Consider the following 20,148-nt stretch of genomic DNA (forward strand, 5'->3'; position numbering starts at 1 on the left):
CCAACCCAGGATCGCGGGGACAGATCGGGCACAGCTCGGTCCATCACCTGGCCACCGCCAGCCGAGCGCCAGATAGGGCCGCGTCGACCAGATTCCGCGTCCGATCGATCGCCTCTGGCCACTCCCCCGCGTACGTATTCAGGGTGATCATCGGCGTCGCATGCCCCAGCGCCATCTGAACCGTCTTCACGCTCGCCCCGCCGTGGATCAACAACGTCGCGAAGTAGTGGCGCAGCCCGTGATAGCCGAAGCTCTCCGGTACCCCGTCGACCGCTTCCACGGCCTTCTTCCACGGGTACGCCCACCCGGTCCGCTGGATCGGGTTGCCCCGGCCGCTCGTGAACAGCAACTTCGCCTTGCGAGTCACCGGCTTGCGCGGGTTCGTCTCATCGAGAATCTCCACGTCGACCGGCGGGAAGATCTCGATGTGCTGGGCCAGCGCATCGGCGACCACCTGGCCCATCTCCACGGTCCGCCGACTGGTCGCAGTCTTCGGTGGCGCAAGCCGCGGCGACTTGCCCGGCGGGGTAACAACCTGCTGAACAATGCGGATCTCCCGGCGCAGGAAGTCGACGTGCTCCAGCTCCAGGCCCCAAGCTTCGCCCTGACGCAGGCCAGCGCCTGCAGCCAGGTACACCAGCGCCCGGTACCGCTCCCGGCTCGGCTTACCCGGTTTCGGCTTGACGCTGAACGCGTCGGCGAGTGCATGCACCTGGTCGGGCGTGGGAATGAACCTCTCCGCCCGCTCGATCTCCGGTAGCCGAATTCCGACGCACGGGCTACGCCCAATCACCCGGTCACGTGTCGCCGCGTCGAACATGCCGACCAGCACGTGGTACACGACTCGCAGCGAGGACGGCGCGAGCACCTTTGCCCGGTCCTTCACCCACGCCTGAACGTGCGACGGGCGGACTTGCGCGAGCTGCATCCGGCCAAGGATCGGCTCAACGTGCACGCGCAAAGTCATCTCGATGCGCGCCGCAGTCGCATCACGGTGCAACTGGTGCTTGCGCCATTCCTCGCCGTAGGCCGTCACGGTGACCTTGCCGGCGGCCGGGTCGACGTACTGGCCCCTGGAGACATCGGCCCGCGTGTGCACGTCGAACCGGTCCGCGTCGGCCCTGCGCTCGAACAGCTTCTGCTTGGGCTGGCCGGTGTCGTCGACGTACCGGACCCGCCAGCGCTTCCCCCGGCCGTGTCGCTTGGAGGGTAGCCGCTTGCCGTCCGAACCGCGCTTGCCCAGATACCACAGATCATCGACGGGCATTTCAGGCCGCCTGCCTCTCAACGAGCCAGGCGCGGACGTCGGCCGGGTCGTAGCGCAGATGCCGACCGACGCGAGACGCGCGCGGGCCGACGCGACGGTGGCGCCACTGATACAGCGTGGCGACGGGCACGCCAAGGTAGGCGGAGACCTCCTCGACGGTCCAAAGCGGTTCGATGGCGGGCCTAACCATTGGTTTTGTACTCCTCACTGATCGTCTGTGTTGTTACGCGGCTGCCGGCACGGTGCCGGCCGGGTTGGTGCTGAGTTCGTGGGCGAGTTCTTCGCGGCCGGTGGTTCGTCGTTCGCGGGCGAGGGCGGCGGCGGTGTTGGCGAGGAGGGCGTCTCCGGTGGTGTGCCAGCCGACGCCGGCGAAGGTGAGGGTGCCGACGATGAGGGGCGTGTCGTCGTCGGCGTGGTCGGTGGGTGGGCCGCTGGCGGTGGCGTGCTCCTGGTCCTGGTCCTCATGCCGCCGGAAGTTCACGCGCGTGTCGCGCAGGAGCTGGAACGTCACGGAGAAGCGCCGGCCCTTGGTGAGGAAGTGGCCGCCGTAGCCGAGCATGTGCGCCCACCGCCGCAGCCGGGCGTAAGGGTTGGCGCTGGCGGGTTTCGTCGGTTCGGTGTCAAGGGCGGCTTGACGGGCGGCGACGCAGACGGGGCAGGCGGCGTAGCGGGTGTGGGTGCCGCAGTCGGGGCACTCCCAACGCTGGACGAAGCCGGGCCGGGGGCGCTGCTCGCGGGGCCGCTCGGACAGGGGAACCGGGGTTGCGGTGGGTCGGCCGATGCGCCAGCAGGCGTCGATGAGGCGGGCGGTGTGGTCGCCGTCGGGGTCGGCGTAGTCCCCGATCGATTCGGCGTCGAGGCGGGTGGAGGTGTGCCCGGTGGCCTCGGTGCTCTTGGTGGCGTACTTGGCAAGGTAGCCCGCGACCATCCCATCGGTGACCTCACCTGTTCCCGTGGTGGCGATCGGCCGGATCTCGAGCTGCTCGCCCCAGCCGATGAGCCACCCCTCAGGCCGGTCGGGGTGCGGCGGGGTGTGGAAAGCGATCTGTTCGGCGGCGTGCCGGAGCGCGTCGACGAGGTCGTCGACGGTGAACCCGGCGGGAGGCGGGACGATCGCGTCGGGGTCGTCGGGGTTGACGCCGTCGAGGCGGGCGATGGCGTGGAAGTGCACCGCTCCCCGCGCCTGAAGTTCGGCGACCTTTCCGGGCGAGAGCCGCACCGGGGGGACCTTCCGTGTCTTGCCGGAGGCGGTGGTGATCTCGACGCGGGGGATGCCGCGGCGTCGGGCGAGTTTGGCCAGCCAGCGTTCCGCGGCTTGCTTGGTGCGGTGCCAGAGCTCGCCCGAGAACAGGTTCCACACGACCTGGTGGTCGTGGTCGTAGCAGTCCAGGCACAACGGCTGCCCGAGCACCGCGTCACCCGTCTCGTGTCTGGCCCAGCAGACGGCGGGGCGGCCGTGGGGGCAGAGGCCGGCGGTCGGGTCGGTGGCGCGGCGGGCGTGGCACGGCTCGGGCCGGCAGTCGCAGCGCTTCCGGTTGCCGCAGGTGTGCCGCTTGACCACCCGGGTGTGAACCGGCCCGAAGGACGGGGCGGTGAACGTGGGGAACACGGCCGGATGGGAGGCGACGGTTTCCGGGACGCCTTTGCCGCCGACTAGGCCGGCGCGTAGGAGTTGGAAGGCGTCGCGTTGGTAGGTCTGGGCGCAGGAGGGGCAGACGGTGGCGCGGCGGTTGCCGCAGGCGGTGTAGATGACCGAGTCGGGCATGCGGTCGGTGTGCCGCTGGTCGAGGACGCGGCCGGTGGTCGGGTCGACGGTGAGGAGCTGGCCGGCGAGCCGGATGGGTCGGGTGCAGCCGGCGGCGGCCCGGACGTGTTCGATCCAGCCGAAGTAGTCGGGTCGGGTGGCGCGTTCGAACGCGGAGCCGGCAGCGGTGTAGCCGTAGACGATGGTGTCGGCGTTCGAGCCCACCCCCCGGGCCGAAGCGCGGGGGGTGAGGTCCAGCGTCGAGGCCATCAAGCCGCCACCCCGGCAGCGTGGTGGTTGGTGATGGTGCGTTCGGTGACGATGACCCGGCAGGCGCCGCATTGGCGCTTGGCCGGCTCGTGCCGATAGCAGGGAATGGTGGTGGTCACCTCGCCGCAGCGGATGGTGACCGGTGCCCGGCAGGGTCCGCCGGGGATGACGTCGACGACGGTCCGGCGGATGTCGTACGGGTGCGGGTTGGTGTGGGCGGGGCAGGTGTGGATGACCTGCTCGACGTCGACGAGGTAGATGGTCATCGGGCACCACCAGTCAGGGTGGTGAGGAGCTGCCCGGCAACAGCCGGGGCGACGTCCAGGCGGTCGGCCAGCTCGGCCGGGGTGATCGGGTTGCCGGTGGATTGTTCGTGCTGCACGGCGGCGAAGCGGGCCATGGGCAGCAGGTGGGTAGGGACGTCGACCGGCTCCGGGGCCGGCACGGTGACGGGCTCCGGATCGGCAACCGGCGTGGTGGCCGGCTCGGTGGCTGGGGTCGGTTCGGGTGCGTGGGTGATGGCGGCCGGCGGTGCCGGCTCGGTGACCTGCTCGGCCACCTGGACGCGAATCGGAGCGGCCGGCTCAGCCGGCGGGGTGGTGTGCTCCCGCATGGGGGCGGGGGCGAGGACGAGTTTGACCAGGGCCATGAAGGCGAGGGCCGGCACGGCCGAGAGGAGCCAGCCGGAGGGGCCGGGTTTGGCGACCGCCAACTGGGCGGCGAGGGAGAGGCCGGCGGCGGCGATGAGTAGGAACAGCGGGTAGCCGATCGGAGCGCCGGCACGGCGGCGTCGGCGGATGGTCAGGAGGGAGGCGATGGGGACGAGTTCGGAGATGACGGCGTTGGCCCAGCCGAACCATTCCCCGGTCCCGGTGGGGGAGTTGGCGAGGGTCCAGTCCTTGACGTGGGTGAAGGAGGCGGCACCGGCGAAGCCGGCGACGGTGAGGAGGATGAGGACCAGGACGACACCCTCGACGCGGGTGCCGGTGGTAGCCCGGTCAGCGGCCATGGGTGGTCACCTCCCCGGAGGTGACGGCACGTTGTTCGGCGGCCAGGCCGGCGAGGCCGACGCGGATACCGGCGCAGGTGTTGCAGCCGTGGCCGTCGGGGACGGCGCAGTCGGCGAGGTGGGCTTCCTGGACGATGCGCAGGCTCTCGGCGTAGTAGCCGGACAGGAACCGCTCGAAGGACAGCTCACCGCGTGCGGCGAAGTCGGCGGCGAGGGCGGTCACGACGTAGTCGTCCGGGGTCATCCGCTCCTGAGCGGCGAGGTTCACGGTGGCGGTGGTCATCGGGCACCTCCCGGGGTGCAGTCGAGGCAGGAGCCGGTACGGCGGGGCATGTAGTAGGGCTTCACCTGCTGGCAGTGGCGGCAGGTGCGTCGGGCGCGTAGGGCCTTGTTGATGGCCTCCCGCTGGGCGGGGGTGGCGGTCCGTTTGGGTGCGGCGAGGTCGAGGCGGTAGAGGTAGGCGACGCGCTTGCCGCGCCGCCAGAGGATCTGGGCGACCGGGTCGTGCCCTCCGGGTCGGAGGCCGGCGGCACGCAGTTGCCGACGCGTGGCGAGGCCGGCGGGGGCGGTGAGGTAGGGATAGGTGGGGAAGCCGGTCACGGTGCCGGCCGGGTCGTAGGTGGTGGTCATGGTTGGCCTCCCCAGCGCTGCTGGGCGGCCTGGCGGGAGATGCCGAGCCGGGCACCGATTTCGGCCCAGGAGTAGCCGAAGGCCCGTAGCCCGAGGACGGCTTCACCGATGGCGTCGTCGAGGTTGGCCGACAGGGCGACCAGGTCGCGGAGTGCTTCGACGTCTCCGGTGGCGACGCGGCGGCCGTGGGCGCGGATGATGCGCCGGGCGAAGGCCGCGAATTCGTCGTTCTCGACGACATCCCGCCGCTTGCGACGGGGGACGCAGGGCGTCAAGGTCGGCTTGACGGTGCTCATCGGTTCTCGCCTCCCTGGGGGTGGAGGCGGTCCCACTCGTCAGCAGCCGCGTCGAGGGCGGTGATGACCTGCTCGGCGGTGCGGCCGGGGTCGTCGTTCCACGAGAAGGGGTAGGTGTGCTCGTCGACGAGGAAGCCGTCCTCGTCGACGGCGCGGATGGGCTCGTGGTCGTCGAGGTAGGCGGTGAAGACACGGACCGTCTGGCGGAAGGTGGCCTCGGTGTCGAAGCCCAGGCCGTGGAACTGGTCGGCGCGGCGGCCGGCAACGGCCATGGCGATGGCCCCGGCGGCGCAGGCCGGCGGGGTCGGGGTGTCGGTAGTGGCGTAGTAGGTGCCCTGGTGCCAGCCGTGCCGGCGCAGGTAGAGGGCAGCCATCCGAAGGTGGTCAGCGGGTGTGACCTGGACTTCGGTGGGTGGGTTGTGGGTAGCCTTCATGGCAGCCACGTCCTTTCAGAAGGGCTTGGTGGGAGGTCGGCAGGACCAGCTCTGCTGGCAGGCGGAAGGACTGGTCCTGTCGGCCGATCAGGAGGAGCGGAGCCGCAGGTAGCGGCGGTGACGGGTGTCATCCCCGCCCATCTGGTGCGGGGCGGAGACGAAGACGAGCCGCCCGGTCTTGGTGGCGGCGTGGATCATCACGGCCAGGTCCTCCGGGGTGCCGACGATCCACATCTCGGTGTACTGCGCGGCCCGCTGGTTGCTGGCCTTGGCGTAGGCACGTTCGCGGGTGGTCATGCCGCCAACCCCAGATCCAGACGCGACCCGTCCGGGGTCGATAAGCGGTTGGGTCGGCGGATCCAGGCGGCGTAGTCAGCGATCGCCGCGATCTGCGCGTCGGACAGGTAGGCGACCTTGATGCGGCGGGGGACGCCGCCCTCGGCGATGAGGTAGGCCGCGCCCTGGTTGGTGGGCTGGATGTCGGTGGCGGTGTACCCCTGCTCGGCCCACCCGTGCCCGAGCACGATGTTCGACGAGTTGGGGGTGGTGCAGCGGAACGCGGCCCGGTAGCCGAACAGGTCCCGCAGGCTGGTGGGGATGATGTCGAAGGACGGCCGCTGGGTGGCGGCCACGACTGGGATGCCGGCGGCGCGGCCCCGGGCGACCAGGTCACGCAGGAGAGCGACGAACTCTTCCTGCTCCTGCTTGGTGCCGACCGTCGCGCTGTAGAAGGCGATTTCGTCGACGAGGACGGTGATGACCGAGAGGCCGTCGACGGCGGTGACTTTGCGGCGCCCGTGGGCGCGGAGCCAGGCGTAGCGGTTGTTCATCACGACCTGCAGCCGCTTCAGTACGGTCAAGGCGGCGGTGATGTCGGGGCCGATGAACGCATCGGCGCAGTCCTCCCACTGGCCCAGCTCGACGAGCTTGCCGTCGAGCAGCACGAGCCGGGAGTCCACGGAGAGAGCGGCGTGGGCGGCGATCGTGTTGAGGAGGCCGCTCTTGCCGCCGCCGGGTTCGCCGCCGGCGAGGAGGTTGCGGTAGGCGAGGGTGATGTTCACGTGCTGACCGAACTCGTCGATGCCGACGAAGATGGGGTCGAACATCGACAGGCCAGGCCCCACCGGTATCCCGGCGGTCGGGGCGGGTGTCGTGGTGGTCATGGTTGCCCTCCTTGGGCGTTGGTGGGCGCGAGGAGCCACACGAACGAGCCCGCTGGGGCTCCTCGCATCCGGGGTTGGGTAGGCGGTCAGATCAGGCCGTCGTCGTGTTGCTCGTCGTGCCGGTCGGCGTCGAGCTCGGCGTCACGGCGGTAGTCCCACGAGCGGCCGTCACGGCCGCAGGCGTAGCAGTGGAAGTAGAAGCCGTCGGTGGCCTCGTCGTACTCGATCTGGGTCATAGTCAGATCCAGTCCGAAACGTCGTCCTCGGGAGCTGAGGAGGAGGCCGCGGGCTTGGTGCCGTTGGCGGTGGTGGCCGGCTTCTTGGGCTGGGCCGGGATGGTGACGGTGGGGACGTCGACGTCGGGCAGGTCCAGGGCGGTCGGCACGGTGCCGGTGGTCCGCTCGGTTGCCGGAGTGCTGTCGGGGTCGATGACGTCGACGAGCGGGGAACCCACGGTGGCGGTGAGTACCTCGCGGCGTTTGATGTCGAACCGCAGGTATGCGGCGTTGCCGTCCGAGGCCCGCTCGATCAGGGCCGAGGAGGCGTTGCAGGCGACCGCGATGCGGTCGAGCCGGGTTTCCAGGTCGGCCAGGGACAGGCCGGGGCGCAGGTAGACCCAGACCCGCTCGCCGACAGGGGTGGGCTTGGCCCACAGGATCAGCGGCAGCGAGCCGGAGCGGTTGGCGATGATGAACTGCGCGAAACACACACGCAGCCGGTGCCGCACGAACAGGCACAACGCCCAGCCGAACACCGTGCGGCGGAGGGCCGGCACAGCGGCCGGGACGCCGACGACCAGGGCGACCACCACGGCGGTCACCGGGGCGGCGGTGTGGTTGGCCAGCTGGACCCAGCCAGCGCCGAGGAAGGTGGTGATCCCGATTTCGGGGGTCCACCACCACAGCAGCCGCAGGACCGGCCAGATTCGGACCAGCACCCAGACGAGCCCACCGAGGGGAACGCCGATGAGAGCGCCCACGAACAGGGCGAGGATCGGGTGCATGTAGGAAGCGGCCACCACGGCCGAGAGCAGGCCGATGATGACCGCCGTGAGGATGAACGCCAGTCGGGCGTTCCGTGCGGAGGAACGGTGGACTTGGGCCTCGATGACCGTCACCGTTCCGCTGGACTTCCCGCCGAAGGGGCGGCGAGGGCTAGACTTGGACACGATGAGTCCTCCCTTGTGAGGGTGGATGAGTTGGAGGGCACGGGGTCGGCAGGTTTGGGAGCCAGTACCGACCCCGCGCCAGCTACGGGGTTGCGGTCACCGGACGTGACCGCGAGGCCGGGAACGTTGGGAGCCAGAGCCATCCCCGGACTCAGGTTGATCAGTCAGCGGACCGTAGGCCGCTTCAGGCGAGACACCACGAGGCTTCACACAGCACACTGTGCGAAGGACTACTTGGCCGCCGAACCAGCCTTCGGCTTCAGCGAGATCGCACGGAACGCGACGCCGTTGCGCCCGTTGGTCGCCCACGGAATGGCCTCCAACTGCTCGACCTCGATGAGCTGCCCCACCATCACGCCCGGCTTCTCACCCGCCGTGGTGATGGTGATGACCTCACCGCCCGTCTCGTCGAGAACGAAGACCTGGGTCGACCACATGAGCCGGCCCGTTCCCTTCTCCGACCGCTGGTTGCCGTTCTGGTCGTTCTTCGGCTCCGGGTCCTTCGACACCGTCACCTGCTTCGCCTTGGTGTCCACGTACAGCTTCACAACAGACCTCCTGTTTCTGAGCGCGTCCCCTGTGGACGACTGCTCTTGTGCGGCTTGTCGCTCGCACTTCAAGGAGACATCGACTCAGGTGACGTCGGAACGGCTTTGCACGGACGCTTGGGACGTTTATAGTGATGAAAACGTCCCTCGGGAGGAGCGACGATGGCTAACGATCGCTTGCGAGATGCGCTTGAGCGGTCCCGGGTATCGCCGGCCGAACTTGCGCTTCTTACGGAGTGCGACGTCAAAACCGTGAGCCGTTGGCTGGCCGGCAGGGTCCCGCATCCCCGGACTCGCTTTAAGATCGCGAAGCGGCTGAAGGAAGACGAAGACTACCTGTGGCCCGGAGCCCGACGAGCTGTAGCCGAGGCATCAGACTCCGCCGGGATGGTGCACTTCTATCCGAGGCGAGGAGCGGTACCACCGAACCTTTGGGATCGGCTACTCGACGGAGCGATAGCAGAAGTCGGCATCCTCGTGTACGTCGGGATGTTCTTGACAGAGAAGCCGGACCTCCTGGACCGCTTGCGCGAGAAGGCCGAATCTGGCGCGAGGATTCGCATACTGCTGGGTGACCGTGAGAGCAGTGCGGTCAAGCAGCGGAGTGTCGATGAGGGGATCGGACGGGAGACGATCTCGGCGAAAATCGATCAGGCCAATGCCTTCTTCGCCTCACTAAGCGATGTGCCGAGCATTGAGGTGCGCAGCCATTCGACGGTGCTTTACAACTCGATCTATCGCTTCGACAACGACATGATCGTGAACCCGCACGTCTATGGCAAGACAGCACCCATGGCGCCCGCCATGCATCTTCGCAAAACCTCGACTTACGGCCTCTTCGACACGTACTCGGACAGCTTTGAGGCAGTCTGGGGATCGACAAAGCCAGATGAAAGCAGGAGGTAATAGGTGCCCAAGACTGACTATCTGAACGATCCGCGCGCACCTCAGGCCAACTCTCTCGTTGTAGCTGTCACGGCCTTCGTCCAGGACGAGAGGGGGCGCGTCCTGCTCATCAAGCGATCCGATAACAGCCTATGGGCCTTGCCCGGAGGTGCCCAGGACGTTGGGGAGTCCACCGCCCAAGCGGCCGTGCGAGAGGTCGAGGAGGAGACCGGGCTTCACGTCGAGATAACCGGGATCTCTGGCATCTACTCGGATCCTGCTCACGTGATCGCCTACGACAACGGCGAGGTACGACAGGAGTTCTCGATCTGTTTGCGCGCCCGCGTGGTCGGCGGCGTGATGCGAACTAGCAGCGAATCATCAGAGGTGAAATGGGCCGAACCAGAGAGCATCCAGGCCCTTCCGATCCACCCCTCCATGCGTCTGCGAATCAAGCACGGTTTCGAGAACGACACGCCTTACCTGGGTTAGCCGGCGAACTCACGAAGTCGGCTTGTGGTCCTGGCTATGGCATCCGCCAGATCCTGCTGGGCGCTGTCAATGAAGACGGTAACCAGGTCATCCGGGCCGTACCGTTCCTTGATCTCGGCAACCCTACTCGCAAAATCCGTGGGCTCTCCGTCCGGCGTCGTGGTGAGGTCACACATCCACAAGGCATCTCTCACCGGTCCCTCTTCGTCCCGAAAGTCGGCCAGCTGCCTCTCTAGACCGCGAAGACGGGCCTCCCTGACCGCGCATGAGTGATGCGCGACGAGATGGACGAGGCGATCGGGCGCTTCTACACCCTTCAGATAGAGAGCGCCATCAAGCGGATGGAATCCTGTCTTGACCAGGTGAGGCGCGTAGCCGACGTCATGAAGGATCGCGGCGGCTTCTAGCAGAGGAGCATCATCACCAACAGCCGCGGCGAGGGTGCGCGCTTTCGCAGCAACGCCCTGCACGTGAGCCCAGCGACGAGGCAAGGTGCCCGACAGGTTTTGGCGGGAGACCTCATAGGCCCACGAGACCAGCGACATGCTTAGACCATAACGCCGCCACTCGCCCCTCAGAACTGCACAACCGGACGGCACTGCGGCCGGCTGCCGGCGAAGTGGTTCAAAGTTTCTGTACGTCTTCAAGGCGGCCCTGAACGGGCCGCACGCGCCGCCGCCTGGGCGCGCGCCGGCCGCTGCCGCTGTCGCTCTGCGGCCGTCACGCCTGATGCCCGGCGGCTGGCGCGGAAAGCGGGAAGCCCGGAGGGCCGCCGCAGAACGACAGGATCGTTGACCGGGTGGTGGTGGGCCGGCAGCCGGCCAGGCCGCGCGGCCACGAGCCCGCGCGGCGTAGGGGAGCGGACGCCGGCCGCGTCGGCGAGCTGGCGGCGGTCGCGGGATTGCGGCTAGTGCGCCTCCGGCGGGGGCGCTCCGGCTCCAGGATGGCCGGGGCACCGTCGGCGGGTCACGGTCCGTGGGTGGTTGCGGCAGGCCATCCCGTCTGCCATCGACCCGGGGCGAGCCGAGCAGACCACCGCCCGACCCGCCAGCGTCCGTACGGTCGTCAAGGTCCGCTTGACATGGCGGGCCGGGCGGCGGCCCGCTCCCCAGCAGGGCGGGTCGATGGCAGACGGGATGGCACTTGCATCCGCGTGGAAGAATGTGAGGGCTGTTCTAGGTCGGCTCTCGGTGGACGGGGACAACGTGAGGGATCCGTTGGTTACGGCTGCGGGTGTGCTTGCTATTTCCGCTTTGCTCTTCATCTTTTATGCGGCCGTTCGGACGGAATGGCCAACAAGCTACGTTTCAGCTTCCGCAGACGTTGGGCTAATCGTCAATCGGAACATCTGCCGATATCTAGCCTTCATGTTCGTTCCCACATACGTCGTCACATTGCTGGTTTCAACGACGGTAAGCTCGTTTGGCGGGACGGCGATGGCCTGCGCCCTCGGTGGTGCGGCGCTTCATCTTGCGCGGACTCAAGTCGTTCACTACTTCAAGACCGTCGTGCGGATTGAGAATCACACGCGGCTCCCATCTACGCTAGTGGTTATCGCGGCGATGCTTGGAACGCTTGGATCGGCTGCCCTGGGGGGATTGGGGCCCGGCCCCTTCACTGCCGTTGTGCCACCCATCGATGAATTCTTTAAATCCCTTTGGACCACCATATTTGTGGCGTTGCTGGCTGTGGCGGCCCTCCGGATTTCTCGGGACACGAGCTCGGCGGATACTCTAGTCAAAAGATCAAGGCAAGAGTTAGGCGAAGACCTAATCAAGTTCGCCCGAGATGAAGCCACTCGGGCGGGAGCTGATCCCGTCCTTGTTGAGGGCATCCTCCTGACCGAGAACCTGCAACGCCCGAGGTGGATCAGACGCCTTGAACGCTGGAAGGGATTGCTCCAGTCGGAGGGCACGTATGGAATCATGCAAGTCCATTCCGATGTCCCGATGGACGACAAGTCATCCGTTCGTCTTGCGATTTCTAAGCATCTCTCGGACGTTGTCGTACGTCGCGACGAGTGGGGTTTCTACGACGAGGATGATTTGCGTCGGGTGCTAAGCAGCTACAATCCGAGCGCCGATTTCGTTGAAGTGGCCCAGAGCCTCATTAGCGAGATTTACTACGAGACTTACAAGCAGAAACAGGCGGATGAAGACTCTCGCACTGATGAAGAGAAGTTGCAAGAACGCGTAACGCTTGCGCTTACCGTTTGGAAAGAAATGGCAAGGCGGATAGTTACACAAGAGGAAGGTGTGGTTGATATCGCGCGCCTCTCAATTTCTGACCTACGCACGATGGCAGATATTGTCGAGCGACTGCCAGCCCCCAGAGATTCAGCGGACGAGGCAATGAGGGAATCCGCGCAAGCAGCGCTGAGGGCTTCAGATCTTGATGGGACTCTCACCAGCAACCGCACATCTGATAGTCGGCCCGGCTAACGGCCCCGATCTGCTGGTGACTCCTGCCGGCATCGGCGTGGCCGGCCAGCCACGCTCACGAGGGAGCAGCACGCCAGATCCATGCCAGGTCAGTAGACCACGAACCTCAGACTGGGTGACCAACTGGGTGACGACCGGGGCGGCCGACGCCGGACGCCCTCGGACGGTGCTGGACTGCTCCGGCATCTCGCCCGGACTACTCGCCCAGTTCATCGACGGCCGATCATTCGTTCGGGACGAAGGAGTCAAACTCCGCCAGTGAGACGGCAGTCGACGGAGCTTGACATCCATAGGAGTATCGGGATGGCTTTTGGCTTAACTGGAGGCTGCTCCTGGCGATCGTGGTGATGGAGGAGCCTGCGTGATTACACCGAGGAGTCCTCGAACGAAATCTGTATGTAGCTTACGTTGGTTACTGTCCGCACTGCAAATTTGCAGAATTGCACTACGGTCCACAACGGGACTTGATCCAAGGATATGTTTTAGGAAAAGGCTTGGCTGGACAGGTCCAGTAAGCGCGTCTCGGAGGCTTCCAAGCAAGCCTGCTTCGCAGTAGCGAACAGGAATAGAGATGCCGCCTTCAAGCATCCTAAGCTTCTCTTCGATCGTCCCGGATGGTTCTGGCCCCACTATGAGAACGACTTTCAGGGGCGGGACGGTGGTCAAAGCAGATGCGTGATCAACGTACTCCGCAAGCGCCCTAGAATCCTTGGTTGGGAGAGCGTACTTCCCCTTAGAGCTTTTGGCCTCGACTAGCATCGAGAAGGGTGCGCCGCCGTGAGCTGGTGCGATACAGATAAGATCAACCCGTCTCTCGGCTCGACTGGTGCCAGCGACATAGAAGCCCAAAGATTGAAAAAGAAGGCTTAGTTGCTGCTCTAGACGGACTTCCACTTGCTTCTCGCCATACCGAGCAACGACAGCATCGGATCGAGAGGCGAGTCGGTGCAGGTCGCGAGTATGCACCACCGAGCCGAAGAAGGCGTCCCGCAATTCAAAGTTCTTTTTATCACGCTTGTCCGAAGAGTGACGAGCGCGACGTCCGAGATGGGCATTCATCACCGCCCCCAGCCTTAGGTGTTCTATCTGGTTCGTGGCGGTAGACACTTCTGCGATGTGTTGTATCGACCAGTATATGAAGAGGTCGTAACTATCTTCAGCGATGCCGGCACCTGCCGATCCCAATACCTCTATCATCCGACAGTTCCATCGCCCATTGAGATATTCGCTGAGGAGTCGACGCTCCACGGCCGAATCTACGTTACCCGCAGCATGGGAAGTGTCATGGAAATTGCTGCTCAGATAGGGTGTCCAGCCTCTGTAGCCTGGCGACTCAATCAACGATTCAGCGCGGTCCAAGGCCAGGACGAACCTGACTCCGATCCGGAGGCTCGCTTTGCGCCATTCCTCCGCGCCAGATTCGGTGTCAAGGTGCGGCAGAAATTCGCCTACTCTTGGTGTATCTCGCTGGATAACCCAGTTCCAAAGAGTGAATAGCTCTTCGGCATCTGTTAGTGCCTTTTCCGGGCTAAGGTCAGCATATTTGGGTGCCGCTCCTGCGAGATCTAAGGCCGTGGCTCTCTGGTGTTCTCGATCAGTCATGCCCAACCTCAATTGTTGTCGCTAGGACAGCACTAACAGCACAGAGGATCCCATGAGGGTACGACAAGCTTGTCGTCGATGACCCGAGTTTTGTGGCGCGAGGAGTGACGGCACTCGCGAGGCGACAGCCATCGAGCCGTGGCCATGGAGGCGTAGCCCGCTGGTGAAGATCACTAGGTCGGATCAGGGTCAAGTGCGCCGCTCCGGGGGTCAAGCGGGTCTTGACGACTGCGGGGTAAGTCCGGGGGCAGGATGGTTGAGGCTAGAACGTCTGCCATTGAGGCGGCGGTCGTGACGTAGTCGGTTGCTCGCGCAGGCGTTACGCCGGCCGCCTCTGGCTCGTGCGAGTGGGCAACCTGATTACGAAGAACACGCAGGTTGTGAAGGACTCTCTCGGTCCCAACAGTGATCAGCCCATGCCTCATGGCTGCGTTGACCATGTGTCCGAAAGAGTACTTGAGGGGATCTATGCCGTTGACCTTCAACGCCTTCGCGAGCGCTGCTTCTACCCGCTGCGCAGCCAGCATGACGGCTGCGGTGGGGTGAGATCCGGCAAGAGGCAGCAGGTCCTCAAACGCCTCGCTGACCCGTGATCCGTTGCCGAGACGGCTGTCCTGGTCTGCTGCGGCCTCAGTTCTGGCCTCATCCAGAGAGTCCCACTCCATCTCCACGGGGCCGACCTTGGCTCTCCTGAGCGGGCGACGTCGAGGATCGTGGGCGGCGAGCTGTCGGATGGGCTGCCGGAAGACGAAGATCACGACAAGGACGACGATTGGCCACGCGAGCGCCGCCACAAGAGTTGCGATGATCTCGAATGCCTTCACGGGCCGCACCGTAGTTCATGCCGGCTACCCATCGAGGCCCACACCTTAGCCGGAGTTCGGCCGTAAGCAGGACGCCCAGGCCGCCACCAGGCCGTCGGAGGCCGATCGTGAGCGACCAACGACGACCACTGGTGACGACGTCTGCCCAGCTGACAATGCGTGGTCGGCCCGATGACCAGGCCGCCCAAGGTCCCCTTACCTGTAGTTGGTGAACTGCAGCCTGCAGCCCTTGCGAGGCCTACAAGACCGTCTTAAGCACGTTTACGGGCACATCCAGCTCGACCAGCTGGGTCCACCTGTCGCGTCTGTTCGTCCCCTGGCTAGCAATCCTTACGGTCACCTTGTTGGCCCTGTCTTCGTCTAGGTCGACACGCCACGTCGCAACCTCTCCGGTTTGCAAAGCGCCGTGTGTAGCGGTCCGGACCGGCAGCGTGGACATGGGATCGACCCCCTTCTGCGAGGTAGTGAAGGAGACTCCGTGGCCCTCCATGAGGGTCACAGTGACGCTGGAGACCGATTCCGCGCTTGTCAGCTTCAGCCGTAGCCGGTACCAGCTGCGGCGGTCCTCGATGTCTGCGTCGAAGCGGGGCGTTCGATCTTTGCGCCACCGAGCAGCATTGACGCGAGCATTCCAGAAGGTGAACGCGGCGCTGGTGCCAGCAACTAGCACAGCAACGATCGACGTGATCAATGCGGCGACGGCCATGGCGTCACGGTACGCCGAGTGGCCAACGTTCAGGGTGCGAGCACAGATCCGGCACAACCGAGCGCGAGTAACCACGGAAGACGCCGAAAACGGATGGAAGGCGTTTCAGCAGGTCAGAAGCCGTGTCAGGGACCGGGTGGGAGGTCGGGAGACTAGGGCTCTTACTTCCAGCGGAAGTGGATGAAGAGGCGGCCGAAGTTCTTCGAGTCCTTCTCGACGCGGTGGTAGAGCTGTTTGACGTCTTTCTGGTCGAGGAAGCGGAGGACCTTCTTCTTGAGCTGGCCGGAGCCCTTCCCAGGGATGATCTCCACCACGGTGGCCTTCTTCGCCACCGCCTCGTCCATGATGTCGCGCAGGGCGCGGTCGATCTCGTGGCCCTTGTTGTAGATGTCGTGGAGATCGAGCTTGAGCTTCACCAGCCCATGGTAGGCACATCGGGCGGCCGGACCCGGAGACGGCGAGGGGCAGCCCATCGGGGCCGCCCCGTCGCCGTCCGGGCCGGTCAGCGTCCGTTGACCTTGGCCTCCACCCGGCGCAACGCCGCCGTGTAGTCGGCGTTGGTCGAGTACATGGCCGCGGCGATGCGCAGGTGCCGCAGCGCGTCCACGGGCCGGTTCAGCCGCTCCAGCGTCCGGCCCAGCACGTGGTGCGCGTAGTGGTCGCTCGGGTCCCGGTCGACCAGCTCCCGCAGCTGCTCCTCGGCCCGGTTCAGCTGGGCCGACTGGAAGTACGCCCGGGCCAGCAGCTGCCGCACCGAGGAGTTGCCGGGCTCCGCCTCGACGATCGGCTCGAGCAGCCGGGCCGCTCCGGTCGGGTCACCCGCTTCGAAGAACATGGTCGCCCGCCGGTACTCCGCCAGAAGATCCACTCGACCCACCTCCCCATGCCGCGCCGCCCTTTGTTCGACGCTGGCACAACACCGGCCGGACCGCGAGTGTTCCCGGTGTGGAAGTTGTGCCTCAGGAGGTCGGGTCGTACCGGTCGCCCACCAGATCCCAGGCCCGGACCCCGCCCACGATCCCGGCCGTGTTGGGGACCACCACCACGTCGTCGCCCATCCGGACCAGTTGTTCCGGCCGGATCAGCCGGGAGTTGCCCCCGCCCAGGTAGAGCCGGTCCCAGCGGAAGACCGGCCGCAGCCCCTCCACCACCTGGCGGACCCGCCGGGACCAGAACGCGTCGCCGAGGCGGCGGCGCTCCGGCTCCCCGACGTAGGTGTCGTAGGTGGTGTTCCAGCGCACCGGCGCGTGCGACAACTCCAGGTGCGGGGCGAGCACCCCGCCGTCGAAGAGCGCGTTGCCCAGCCCGGTGCCGAGGGTCAGCACCAGCTCGCAGCCGGTCCCGGCGACCACGCCGGCACCGTGCACCTCGGCGTCGTTGAGCACCAGCGCGGGGATGCCGAACGCCTCGGCCAGGGCAGTGCGCGCGTCGTACCCGGACCACTCGGCGACCAGGTTCGGGTCGATCCGGCTGCGCGGCCCCGACCGGGTCACGTAGTGCGGGGTGGCCACCACGACCCCGTGCCGGATCATGCCCGGCATCCCGACCGTGAGCCGGTCCGCCGCCGGCAGCCGGCCGGCCAGGCCCAGCAGCGTCTTCACGAAGAGGCCGGGGGGCAGCGGGTACGGCGTGGGGACGCGCAGCGGCCGGGCCCGCATGGTCCCCGCGGCGTCCAGCACCGAGGCCTTGATCCCGCCGCCGCCACAGTCGATCGCCAGAGTGGTCACCACGGCAGTGAGTCTCCCTCAGCATCGGCCCGCCCACGCACCGGTGATCCGATCGGTGCCCGACCGGCTCGGCGGTAGGCTCGATCACCTCATGAGCGCCACGTTGATCGCCAAGGACCTCACCGCCGGCCACGCCGACCGGCTGCTCTTCGCCGACCTCGACCTGGTCGTCGCCCCCGGCGACGTGATCGGGCTGGTCGGGGTCAACGGCGCCGGCAAGTCGACGCTGCTGCGTACGCTCGCCGGGCTGCAGCCGCGGGAGCAGGGCTCGGTGGCGTTGAACCCGCCCACCGCCACCGTCGGCTACCTGCCGCAGGAGCCGGAGCGCCGGCCGGGCGAGACGGTCCGGGACTTCCTGGCCCGGCGTACCGGGGTGGCGGTGGCGCAGGACGCGCTGGACGCGGCCACCGAGGCGCTCACCGCCGGGGCCGAGGGCGCCGACGACGCGTACGCCGTCGCCTTGGAGCGCTGGCTCGACCTCGGCGGCGCGGACCTGGACGAGCGCGCCGAGCAGGTGGCCGCCGAACTGGGCCTGGGCGTCGACCTGGAGCACCCGATGACCGGCCTCTCCGGCGGCCAGGCGGCCCGGGCCGGGCTGGCCTCGCTGCTGCTCAGCCGGTACGACGTCTTCCTGCTCGACGAGCCCACCAACGACCTGGACCTGGCCGGGCTGGACCGGCTGGAGCGGTTCGTCACCGGGCTGCGGGCCGGGACGCTGCTGGTCAGCCACGACCGGGAGTTCCTCACCCGGACGGTGACCCGGGTGCTGGAGCTGGACCTGCACCAGCGGCAGGTCCGGCACTACGGCGGCGGCTACACGGCCTACCTGGAGGAGCGGGAGGTGGCCCGCCGACACGCCCAGGAGGAGTACGAGGAGTACGCCGGCACCCGGGCCGAGTTGGAGGCCCGGGCCCGGATGCAACGGGCCTGGATGGAGAAGGGCGTGAAGAACGCCCGGCGCAAGGCCACCGACAACGACAAGATCGGCCGCAAGTTCCGCACCGAGTCCACCGAGAAGCAGGCGGCGAAGGCCAAACAGACGGCGCGGCTGATCGAGCGGCTGGAGGCGGTGGAGGAGCCCCGCAAGGAGTGGGAACTGCGGATGGAGATCGCGGTCGCGCCCCGCGCCGGCGCCGTGGTGGCCTCGCTCCGGGGCGCCGTCGTACGCCGGGGCGACTTCACCCTCGGCCCGGTGGATCTCCAGATCGACTGGGCGGACCGGGTGGCCATCACCGGGGCGAACGGCTCCGGCAAGAGCACCCTGCTCCGCACGCTGCTGGGCCGGCTTCCGCTGGACGAGGGCCACGCCGCGCTCGGGCCGGGCGTGGTGGTGGGCGAGGTCGACCAGGCCCGGGGGCTCTTCCTCGGCGACGAGCCTCTGGTGGACGCCTTCGGCGCCGCCGTACCGGAGCTGAGCCCGGCGGACGTGCGGACGCTGCTGGCCAAGTTCGGCCTGCGCGCGGAGCACGTGCTGCGGCCGGCGGCGACCCTCTCCCCCGGCGAGCGGACCCGGGCCGCGTTGGCCCTGCTGCAGGGGCGCGGGGTGAACCTGCTGGTGCTGGACGAGCCGACCAACCACCTGGACCTGCCGGCGATCGAGCAGCTGGAGTCCGCCCTGGCCAACTACCCGGGCACCCTGCTGCTGGTCACCCACGACCGGCGGATGCTGGCAGCGGTGAGCGTCAACCGGCGGCTGCGGGTGGACGCCGGCCGGATCGTCGAAGACTGATCCGTGCCGACCCGGTCGCACCGGGTGACAATGACCCCATGCTCAAGTGGGAGTACGCGCTGCTGGTCCGCCGCCGCCAGGCCGCCACCACCGACGTCGGGTGGGAGATCGTCTTCATCTGGTACGGCCCGGACGGCTCGATGGTCGACGTCACCCCGTACGGTGACACCGCGCTGGCCCACCTGAACCGGGCCGGTGACCAGGGCTGGGAACTGGTCGCGATGAGCGAGGACCCCTCGCTGCCGGGCAACAACGAGCTGCACCGGTACCACCTCAAGCGGCCCAAGGCACCCGCCCCGCCGCGCCAGCGGATGCGTGCCGGCCGGGCCACCCGCCGCACGATCGCCGGCTGACGTCACGTCCCCCGAGCGGGCTCCCGCACGTCGGTGGCGCAGCAGCACCGGCGCCTCACGGCGGGCGGACGGAGGGGCTCGAGGCATACCGGGCGGCGATGTGGGTATCGGGCCGCCCGGAGGTGGCGCATGGTCACGATGGCGCAGTCCCCACCCTCGGCGGAGCGGCTCCGGACGGTCGACGGGTTCCTCGCCGAGGCATGGGCCGACCTGGCCCGGAACGACGAGCGGCTGCGCCCGCTGGCCGTCGAGGTCCGCTTCGACCGGGGCGTGGCCCACCTGAGCGGCGAGGTGGCCGACCCGGCCGAGCTGCGGCTGGTCCGGGACCTGGTGGGCCGCCTCGCCGGGGTGCTCGGCGTCTGGTGCGGGGTGGCCGTCGCCGGCCGGACGCCGGTGGTGGTGGACCTGGGCTGCGGGGCGACCAAGCAGTGGCCGGGCAACCTGGGGCTGGACCTCTACCCGGCGCCCGGGGTGGACGCGGTCGCCGACCTGTCCGGCTCGCTGCCGCTCGCCGACGACTCGGTGGACGTGTTCTTCGCGGTGCACATCCTGGAGCACCTGATCGACTTCCTGCCGCTGCTCGACGAATGCCACCGGGTGCTCCGGCCGGATGGCGTGCTGCACGTGATGAGCCCCTGGTGGCGGCACGTGAACGCGGTGGCCGACCCGACCCACGTACGGCTGCTGGACGTGCAGACCGTCAAGGGCATCTGCGGTCAGCGCCCGCCCGGCACCCCGCGCTGGTACCCGCTGCACGTCGGCTGCGACGGCGCCTCGATCTTCGCCGACCTCACCCCGGTCGCCCCCGACGCACCGCCCCCGCCCCCGTCCCACCTGGCCCGCTTCTTCGACTGACGCCG

The 20,148-nt window shown here is 67.5% G+C and carries 27 protein-coding genes; 6 read left to right on the top strand and 21 right to left on the bottom strand.

The genetic code is table 11. From position 1 onward, the window contains the following. Positions 1-43 precede the first annotated feature (43 nt). The 14 genes from ABZ570_RS13885 to ABZ570_RS13950 form a co-directional block, all read right to left on the bottom strand. Positions 44-1,267 (bottom strand): tyrosine-type recombinase/integrase, encoded by a 1,224-nt coding sequence (locus ABZ570_RS13885; protein ID WP_358061941.1) that lies wholly within the window; start codon positions 1,265-1,267, stop codon positions 44-46. A gap of 1 nt (position 1,268) precedes the next feature. Then, positions 1,269-1,457 (bottom strand): helix-turn-helix domain-containing protein, encoded by a 189-nt coding sequence (locus ABZ570_RS13890; protein WP_358061944.1) that lies wholly within the window; start codon positions 1,455-1,457, stop codon positions 1,269-1,271. Positions 1,458-1,490: 33 nt separating this feature from the next. Then, positions 1,491-3,281, bottom strand: a complete 1,791-nt coding sequence (locus ABZ570_RS13895) for a replication initiator (protein WP_358061946.1) — start codon at positions 3,279-3,281, stop codon at positions 1,491-1,493. Further along, positions 3,281-3,547 (bottom strand): hypothetical protein, encoded by a 267-nt coding sequence (locus tag ABZ570_RS13900; RefSeq protein WP_358061949.1) that lies wholly within the window; start codon positions 3,545-3,547, stop codon positions 3,281-3,283. Before ABZ570_RS13900 ends, ABZ570_RS13895 begins: the two co-directional genes overlap by 1 nt. Next, a complete protein-coding gene (locus ABZ570_RS13905) occupies positions 3,544-4,290 on the bottom strand; it encodes a hypothetical protein (protein WP_358061953.1) in 747 nt (248 codons plus the stop codon). The genes ABZ570_RS13900 and ABZ570_RS13905 overlap by 4 nt, the downstream gene beginning before the upstream one ends. After that, positions 4,280-4,573: a hypothetical protein gene (locus ABZ570_RS13910; protein WP_358061956.1), complete on the bottom strand. Its 294-nt coding sequence runs from the start codon at positions 4,571-4,573 to the stop codon at positions 4,280-4,282. Before ABZ570_RS13910 ends, ABZ570_RS13905 begins: the two co-directional genes overlap by 11 nt. Beyond that, complete coding sequence (locus tag ABZ570_RS13915) at positions 4,570-4,920, bottom strand: RRQRL motif-containing zinc-binding protein (protein ID WP_358061959.1); 351 nt, start codon at positions 4,918-4,920, stop codon at positions 4,570-4,572. The genes ABZ570_RS13910 and ABZ570_RS13915 overlap by 4 nt, the downstream gene beginning before the upstream one ends. Next, complete coding sequence (locus ABZ570_RS13920; RefSeq protein ID WP_358061962.1) at positions 4,917-5,216, bottom strand: hypothetical protein; 300 nt, start codon at positions 5,214-5,216, stop codon at positions 4,917-4,919. Before ABZ570_RS13920 ends, ABZ570_RS13915 begins: the two co-directional genes overlap by 4 nt. After that, positions 5,213-5,650, bottom strand: a complete 438-nt coding sequence (locus tag ABZ570_RS13925) for a hypothetical protein (protein ID WP_358061965.1) — start codon at positions 5,648-5,650, stop codon at positions 5,213-5,215. Before ABZ570_RS13925 ends, ABZ570_RS13920 begins: the two co-directional genes overlap by 4 nt. A gap of 87 nt (positions 5,651-5,737) precedes the next feature. Next, positions 5,738-5,947 carry a hypothetical protein gene (locus tag ABZ570_RS13930; protein WP_358061968.1) on the bottom strand — a complete coding sequence of 70 codons (210 nt, stop codon included), beginning with the start codon at positions 5,945-5,947 and terminating at the stop codon, positions 5,738-5,740. After that, complete coding sequence (locus ABZ570_RS13935; protein WP_358061971.1) at positions 5,944-6,813, bottom strand: FtsK/SpoIIIE domain-containing protein; 870 nt, start codon at positions 6,811-6,813, stop codon at positions 5,944-5,946. Before ABZ570_RS13935 ends, ABZ570_RS13930 begins: the two co-directional genes overlap by 4 nt. A gap of 86 nt (positions 6,814-6,899) precedes the next feature. Next, a complete protein-coding gene (locus ABZ570_RS13940; protein ID WP_358061974.1) occupies positions 6,900-7,049 on the bottom strand; it encodes a hypothetical protein in 150 nt (49 codons plus the stop codon). 2 nt (positions 7,050-7,051) lie between these two features. Then, a complete protein-coding gene (locus ABZ570_RS13945) occupies positions 7,052-7,981 on the bottom strand; it encodes a hypothetical protein (protein WP_358061977.1) in 930 nt (309 codons plus the stop codon). A 230-nt stretch (positions 7,982-8,211) separates the two neighbouring features. Then, on the bottom strand, positions 8,212-8,529 hold the full coding sequence (locus ABZ570_RS13950; RefSeq protein WP_200208933.1) for a hypothetical protein: 318 nt from the start codon (positions 8,527-8,529) through the stop codon (positions 8,212-8,214). A 162-nt stretch (positions 8,530-8,691) separates the two neighbouring features. Between ABZ570_RS13950 and ABZ570_RS13955 the strand changes: the two genes are divergently transcribed. Both ABZ570_RS13955 and ABZ570_RS13960 read left to right on the top strand, forming a co-directional pair. Next, a complete protein-coding gene (locus ABZ570_RS13955) occupies positions 8,692-9,435 on the top strand; it encodes a DUF5919 domain-containing protein (protein ID WP_358061981.1) in 744 nt (247 codons plus the stop codon). Positions 9,436-9,438: 3 nt separating this feature from the next. Next, positions 9,439-9,906: an NUDIX domain-containing protein gene (locus tag ABZ570_RS13960; RefSeq protein ID WP_358061984.1), complete on the top strand. Its 468-nt coding sequence runs from the start codon at positions 9,439-9,441 to the stop codon at positions 9,904-9,906. Here ABZ570_RS13960 and ABZ570_RS13965 read toward each other — a convergent pair. After that, a complete protein-coding gene (locus tag ABZ570_RS13965; protein ID WP_358061987.1) occupies positions 9,903-10,451 on the bottom strand; it encodes an HD domain-containing protein in 549 nt (182 codons plus the stop codon). The genes ABZ570_RS13960 and ABZ570_RS13965 overlap by 4 nt on opposite strands. 579 nt (positions 10,452-11,030) lie before the next feature. Between ABZ570_RS13965 and ABZ570_RS13970 the strand changes: the two genes are divergently transcribed. Continuing rightward, positions 11,031-12,347: a hypothetical protein gene (locus ABZ570_RS13970; protein WP_358061990.1), complete on the top strand. Its 1,317-nt coding sequence runs from the start codon at positions 11,031-11,033 to the stop codon at positions 12,345-12,347. 315 nt (positions 12,348-12,662) lie between these two features. Here ABZ570_RS13970 and ABZ570_RS13975 read toward each other — a convergent pair whose 3' ends face one another. From ABZ570_RS13975 to ABZ570_RS14000, 6 genes are all read right to left on the bottom strand, one after another. Further along, the gene (locus ABZ570_RS13975) at positions 12,663-13,949 is read right to left on the bottom strand and encodes a hypothetical protein (RefSeq protein ID WP_358061993.1); all 1,287 of its coding nucleotides are present in this window, start codon (positions 13,947-13,949) and stop codon (positions 12,663-12,665) included. Between the two features lie 173 nt (positions 13,950-14,122). Further along, positions 14,123-14,773: a DUF4145 domain-containing protein gene (locus ABZ570_RS13980; protein WP_358061996.1), complete on the bottom strand. Its 651-nt coding sequence runs from the start codon at positions 14,771-14,773 to the stop codon at positions 14,123-14,125. A 238-nt stretch (positions 14,774-15,011) separates the two neighbouring features. Further along, positions 15,012-15,479 carry a hypothetical protein gene (locus tag ABZ570_RS13985; RefSeq protein ID WP_358061999.1) on the bottom strand — a complete coding sequence of 156 codons (468 nt, stop codon included), beginning with the start codon at positions 15,477-15,479 and terminating at the stop codon, positions 15,012-15,014. 161 nt (positions 15,480-15,640) lie between these two features. After that, positions 15,641-15,895: a Smr/MutS family protein gene (locus ABZ570_RS13990; protein ID WP_358062002.1), complete on the bottom strand. Its 255-nt coding sequence runs from the start codon at positions 15,893-15,895 to the stop codon at positions 15,641-15,643. An 86-nt stretch (positions 15,896-15,981) separates the two neighbouring features. Beyond that, entirely contained in the window at positions 15,982-16,347 is a 366-nt protein-coding gene (locus tag ABZ570_RS13995; RefSeq protein WP_358062005.1) for a tetratricopeptide repeat protein, read from the bottom strand. Between the two features lie 91 nt (positions 16,348-16,438). Beyond that, complete coding sequence (locus tag ABZ570_RS14000) at positions 16,439-17,209, bottom strand: ROK family protein (RefSeq protein ID WP_358062008.1); 771 nt, start codon at positions 17,207-17,209, stop codon at positions 16,439-16,441. An 88-nt stretch (positions 17,210-17,297) separates the two neighbouring features. Here ABZ570_RS14000 and ABZ570_RS14005 point away from each other — a divergent pair, with 88 nt between their 5' ends. The 3 genes from ABZ570_RS14005 (at position 17,298) to ABZ570_RS14015 (ending at position 20,143) form a co-directional block, all read left to right on the top strand. After that, complete coding sequence (locus ABZ570_RS14005) at positions 17,298-18,935, top strand: ABC-F family ATP-binding cassette domain-containing protein (protein WP_358062011.1); 1,638 nt, start codon at positions 17,298-17,300, stop codon at positions 18,933-18,935. Positions 18,936-18,973: 38 nt separating this feature from the next. Continuing rightward, positions 18,974-19,288, top strand: a complete 315-nt coding sequence (locus tag ABZ570_RS14010) for a hypothetical protein (RefSeq protein WP_358062014.1) — start codon at positions 18,974-18,976, stop codon at positions 19,286-19,288. 129 nt (positions 19,289-19,417) lie between these two features. Continuing rightward, positions 19,418-20,143: a methyltransferase domain-containing protein gene (locus ABZ570_RS14015; RefSeq protein ID WP_358062017.1), complete on the top strand. Its 726-nt coding sequence runs from the start codon at positions 19,418-19,420 to the stop codon at positions 20,141-20,143. Positions 20,144-20,148 lie beyond the last annotated feature (5 nt).

This window comes from Micromonospora sp. NPDC007271, assembly GCF_040634005.1.
In the GTDB taxonomy this organism is placed as follows: domain Bacteria; phylum Actinomycetota; class Actinomycetes; order Mycobacteriales; family Micromonosporaceae; genus Micromonospora.

What these genes read in the sequence shown, in the direction of transcription:
- ABZ570_RS13925 (WP_358061965.1), bottom strand. Translation starts at nt 5,650, where the DNA reads ATGAAGGCTACCCACAACCCACCCACCGAAGTCCAGGTCACACCCGCT.
- ABZ570_RS13895 (WP_358061946.1), bottom strand. Translation starts at nt 3,281, where the DNA reads ATGGCCTCGACGCTGGACCTCACCCCCCGCGCTTCGGCCCGGGGGGTG.
- ABZ570_RS13940 (WP_358061974.1), bottom strand. Translation starts at nt 7,049, where the DNA reads ATGACCCAGATCGAGTACGACGAGGCCACCGACGGCTTCTACTTCCAC.
- ABZ570_RS14015 (WP_358062017.1), top strand. Translation starts at nt 19,418, where the DNA reads ATGGTCACGATGGCGCAGTCCCCACCCTCGGCGGAGCGGCTCCGGACG.
- ABZ570_RS13900 (WP_358061949.1), bottom strand. Translation starts at nt 3,547, where the DNA reads ATGACCATCTACCTCGTCGACGTCGAGCAGGTCATCCACACCTGCCCC.
- ABZ570_RS13965 (WP_358061987.1), bottom strand. Translation starts at nt 10,451, where the DNA reads ATGTCGCTGGTCTCGTGGGCCTATGAGGTCTCCCGCCAAAACCTGTCG.
- ABZ570_RS13890 (WP_358061944.1), bottom strand. Translation starts at nt 1,457, where the DNA reads ATGGTTAGGCCCGCCATCGAACCGCTTTGGACCGTCGAGGAGGTCTCC.
- ABZ570_RS13930 (WP_358061968.1), bottom strand. Translation starts at nt 5,947, where the DNA reads ATGACCACCCGCGAACGTGCCTACGCCAAGGCCAGCAACCAGCGGGCC.
- ABZ570_RS13970 (WP_358061990.1), top strand. Translation starts at nt 11,031, where the DNA reads ATGGCAGACGGGATGGCACTTGCATCCGCGTGGAAGAATGTGAGGGCT.
- ABZ570_RS14005 (WP_358062011.1), top strand. Translation starts at nt 17,298, where the DNA reads ATGAGCGCCACGTTGATCGCCAAGGACCTCACCGCCGGCCACGCCGAC.
- ABZ570_RS13920 (WP_358061962.1), bottom strand. Translation starts at nt 5,216, where the DNA reads ATGAGCACCGTCAAGCCGACCTTGACGCCCTGCGTCCCCCGTCGCAAG.
- ABZ570_RS13985 (WP_358061999.1), bottom strand. Translation starts at nt 15,479, where the DNA reads ATGGCCGTCGCCGCATTGATCACGTCGATCGTTGCTGTGCTAGTTGCT.
- ABZ570_RS13885 (WP_358061941.1), bottom strand. Translation starts at nt 1,267, where the DNA reads ATGCCCGTCGATGATCTGTGGTATCTGGGCAAGCGCGGTTCGGACGGC.
- ABZ570_RS13955 (WP_358061981.1), top strand. Translation starts at nt 8,692, where the DNA reads ATGGCTAACGATCGCTTGCGAGATGCGCTTGAGCGGTCCCGGGTATCG.
- ABZ570_RS13910 (WP_358061956.1), bottom strand. Translation starts at nt 4,573, where the DNA reads ATGACCACCGCCACCGTGAACCTCGCCGCTCAGGAGCGGATGACCCCG.
- ABZ570_RS13905 (WP_358061953.1), bottom strand. Translation starts at nt 4,290, where the DNA reads ATGGCCGCTGACCGGGCTACCACCGGCACCCGCGTCGAGGGTGTCGTC.
- ABZ570_RS14010 (WP_358062014.1), top strand. Translation starts at nt 18,974, where the DNA reads ATGCTCAAGTGGGAGTACGCGCTGCTGGTCCGCCGCCGCCAGGCCGCC.
- ABZ570_RS13975 (WP_358061993.1), bottom strand. Translation starts at nt 13,949, where the DNA reads ATGACTGATCGAGAACACCAGAGAGCCACGGCCTTAGATCTCGCAGGA.
- ABZ570_RS13935 (WP_358061971.1), bottom strand. Translation starts at nt 6,813, where the DNA reads ATGACCACCACGACACCCGCCCCGACCGCCGGGATACCGGTGGGGCCT.
- ABZ570_RS13915 (WP_358061959.1), bottom strand. Translation starts at nt 4,920, where the DNA reads ATGACCACCACCTACGACCCGGCCGGCACCGTGACCGGCTTCCCCACC.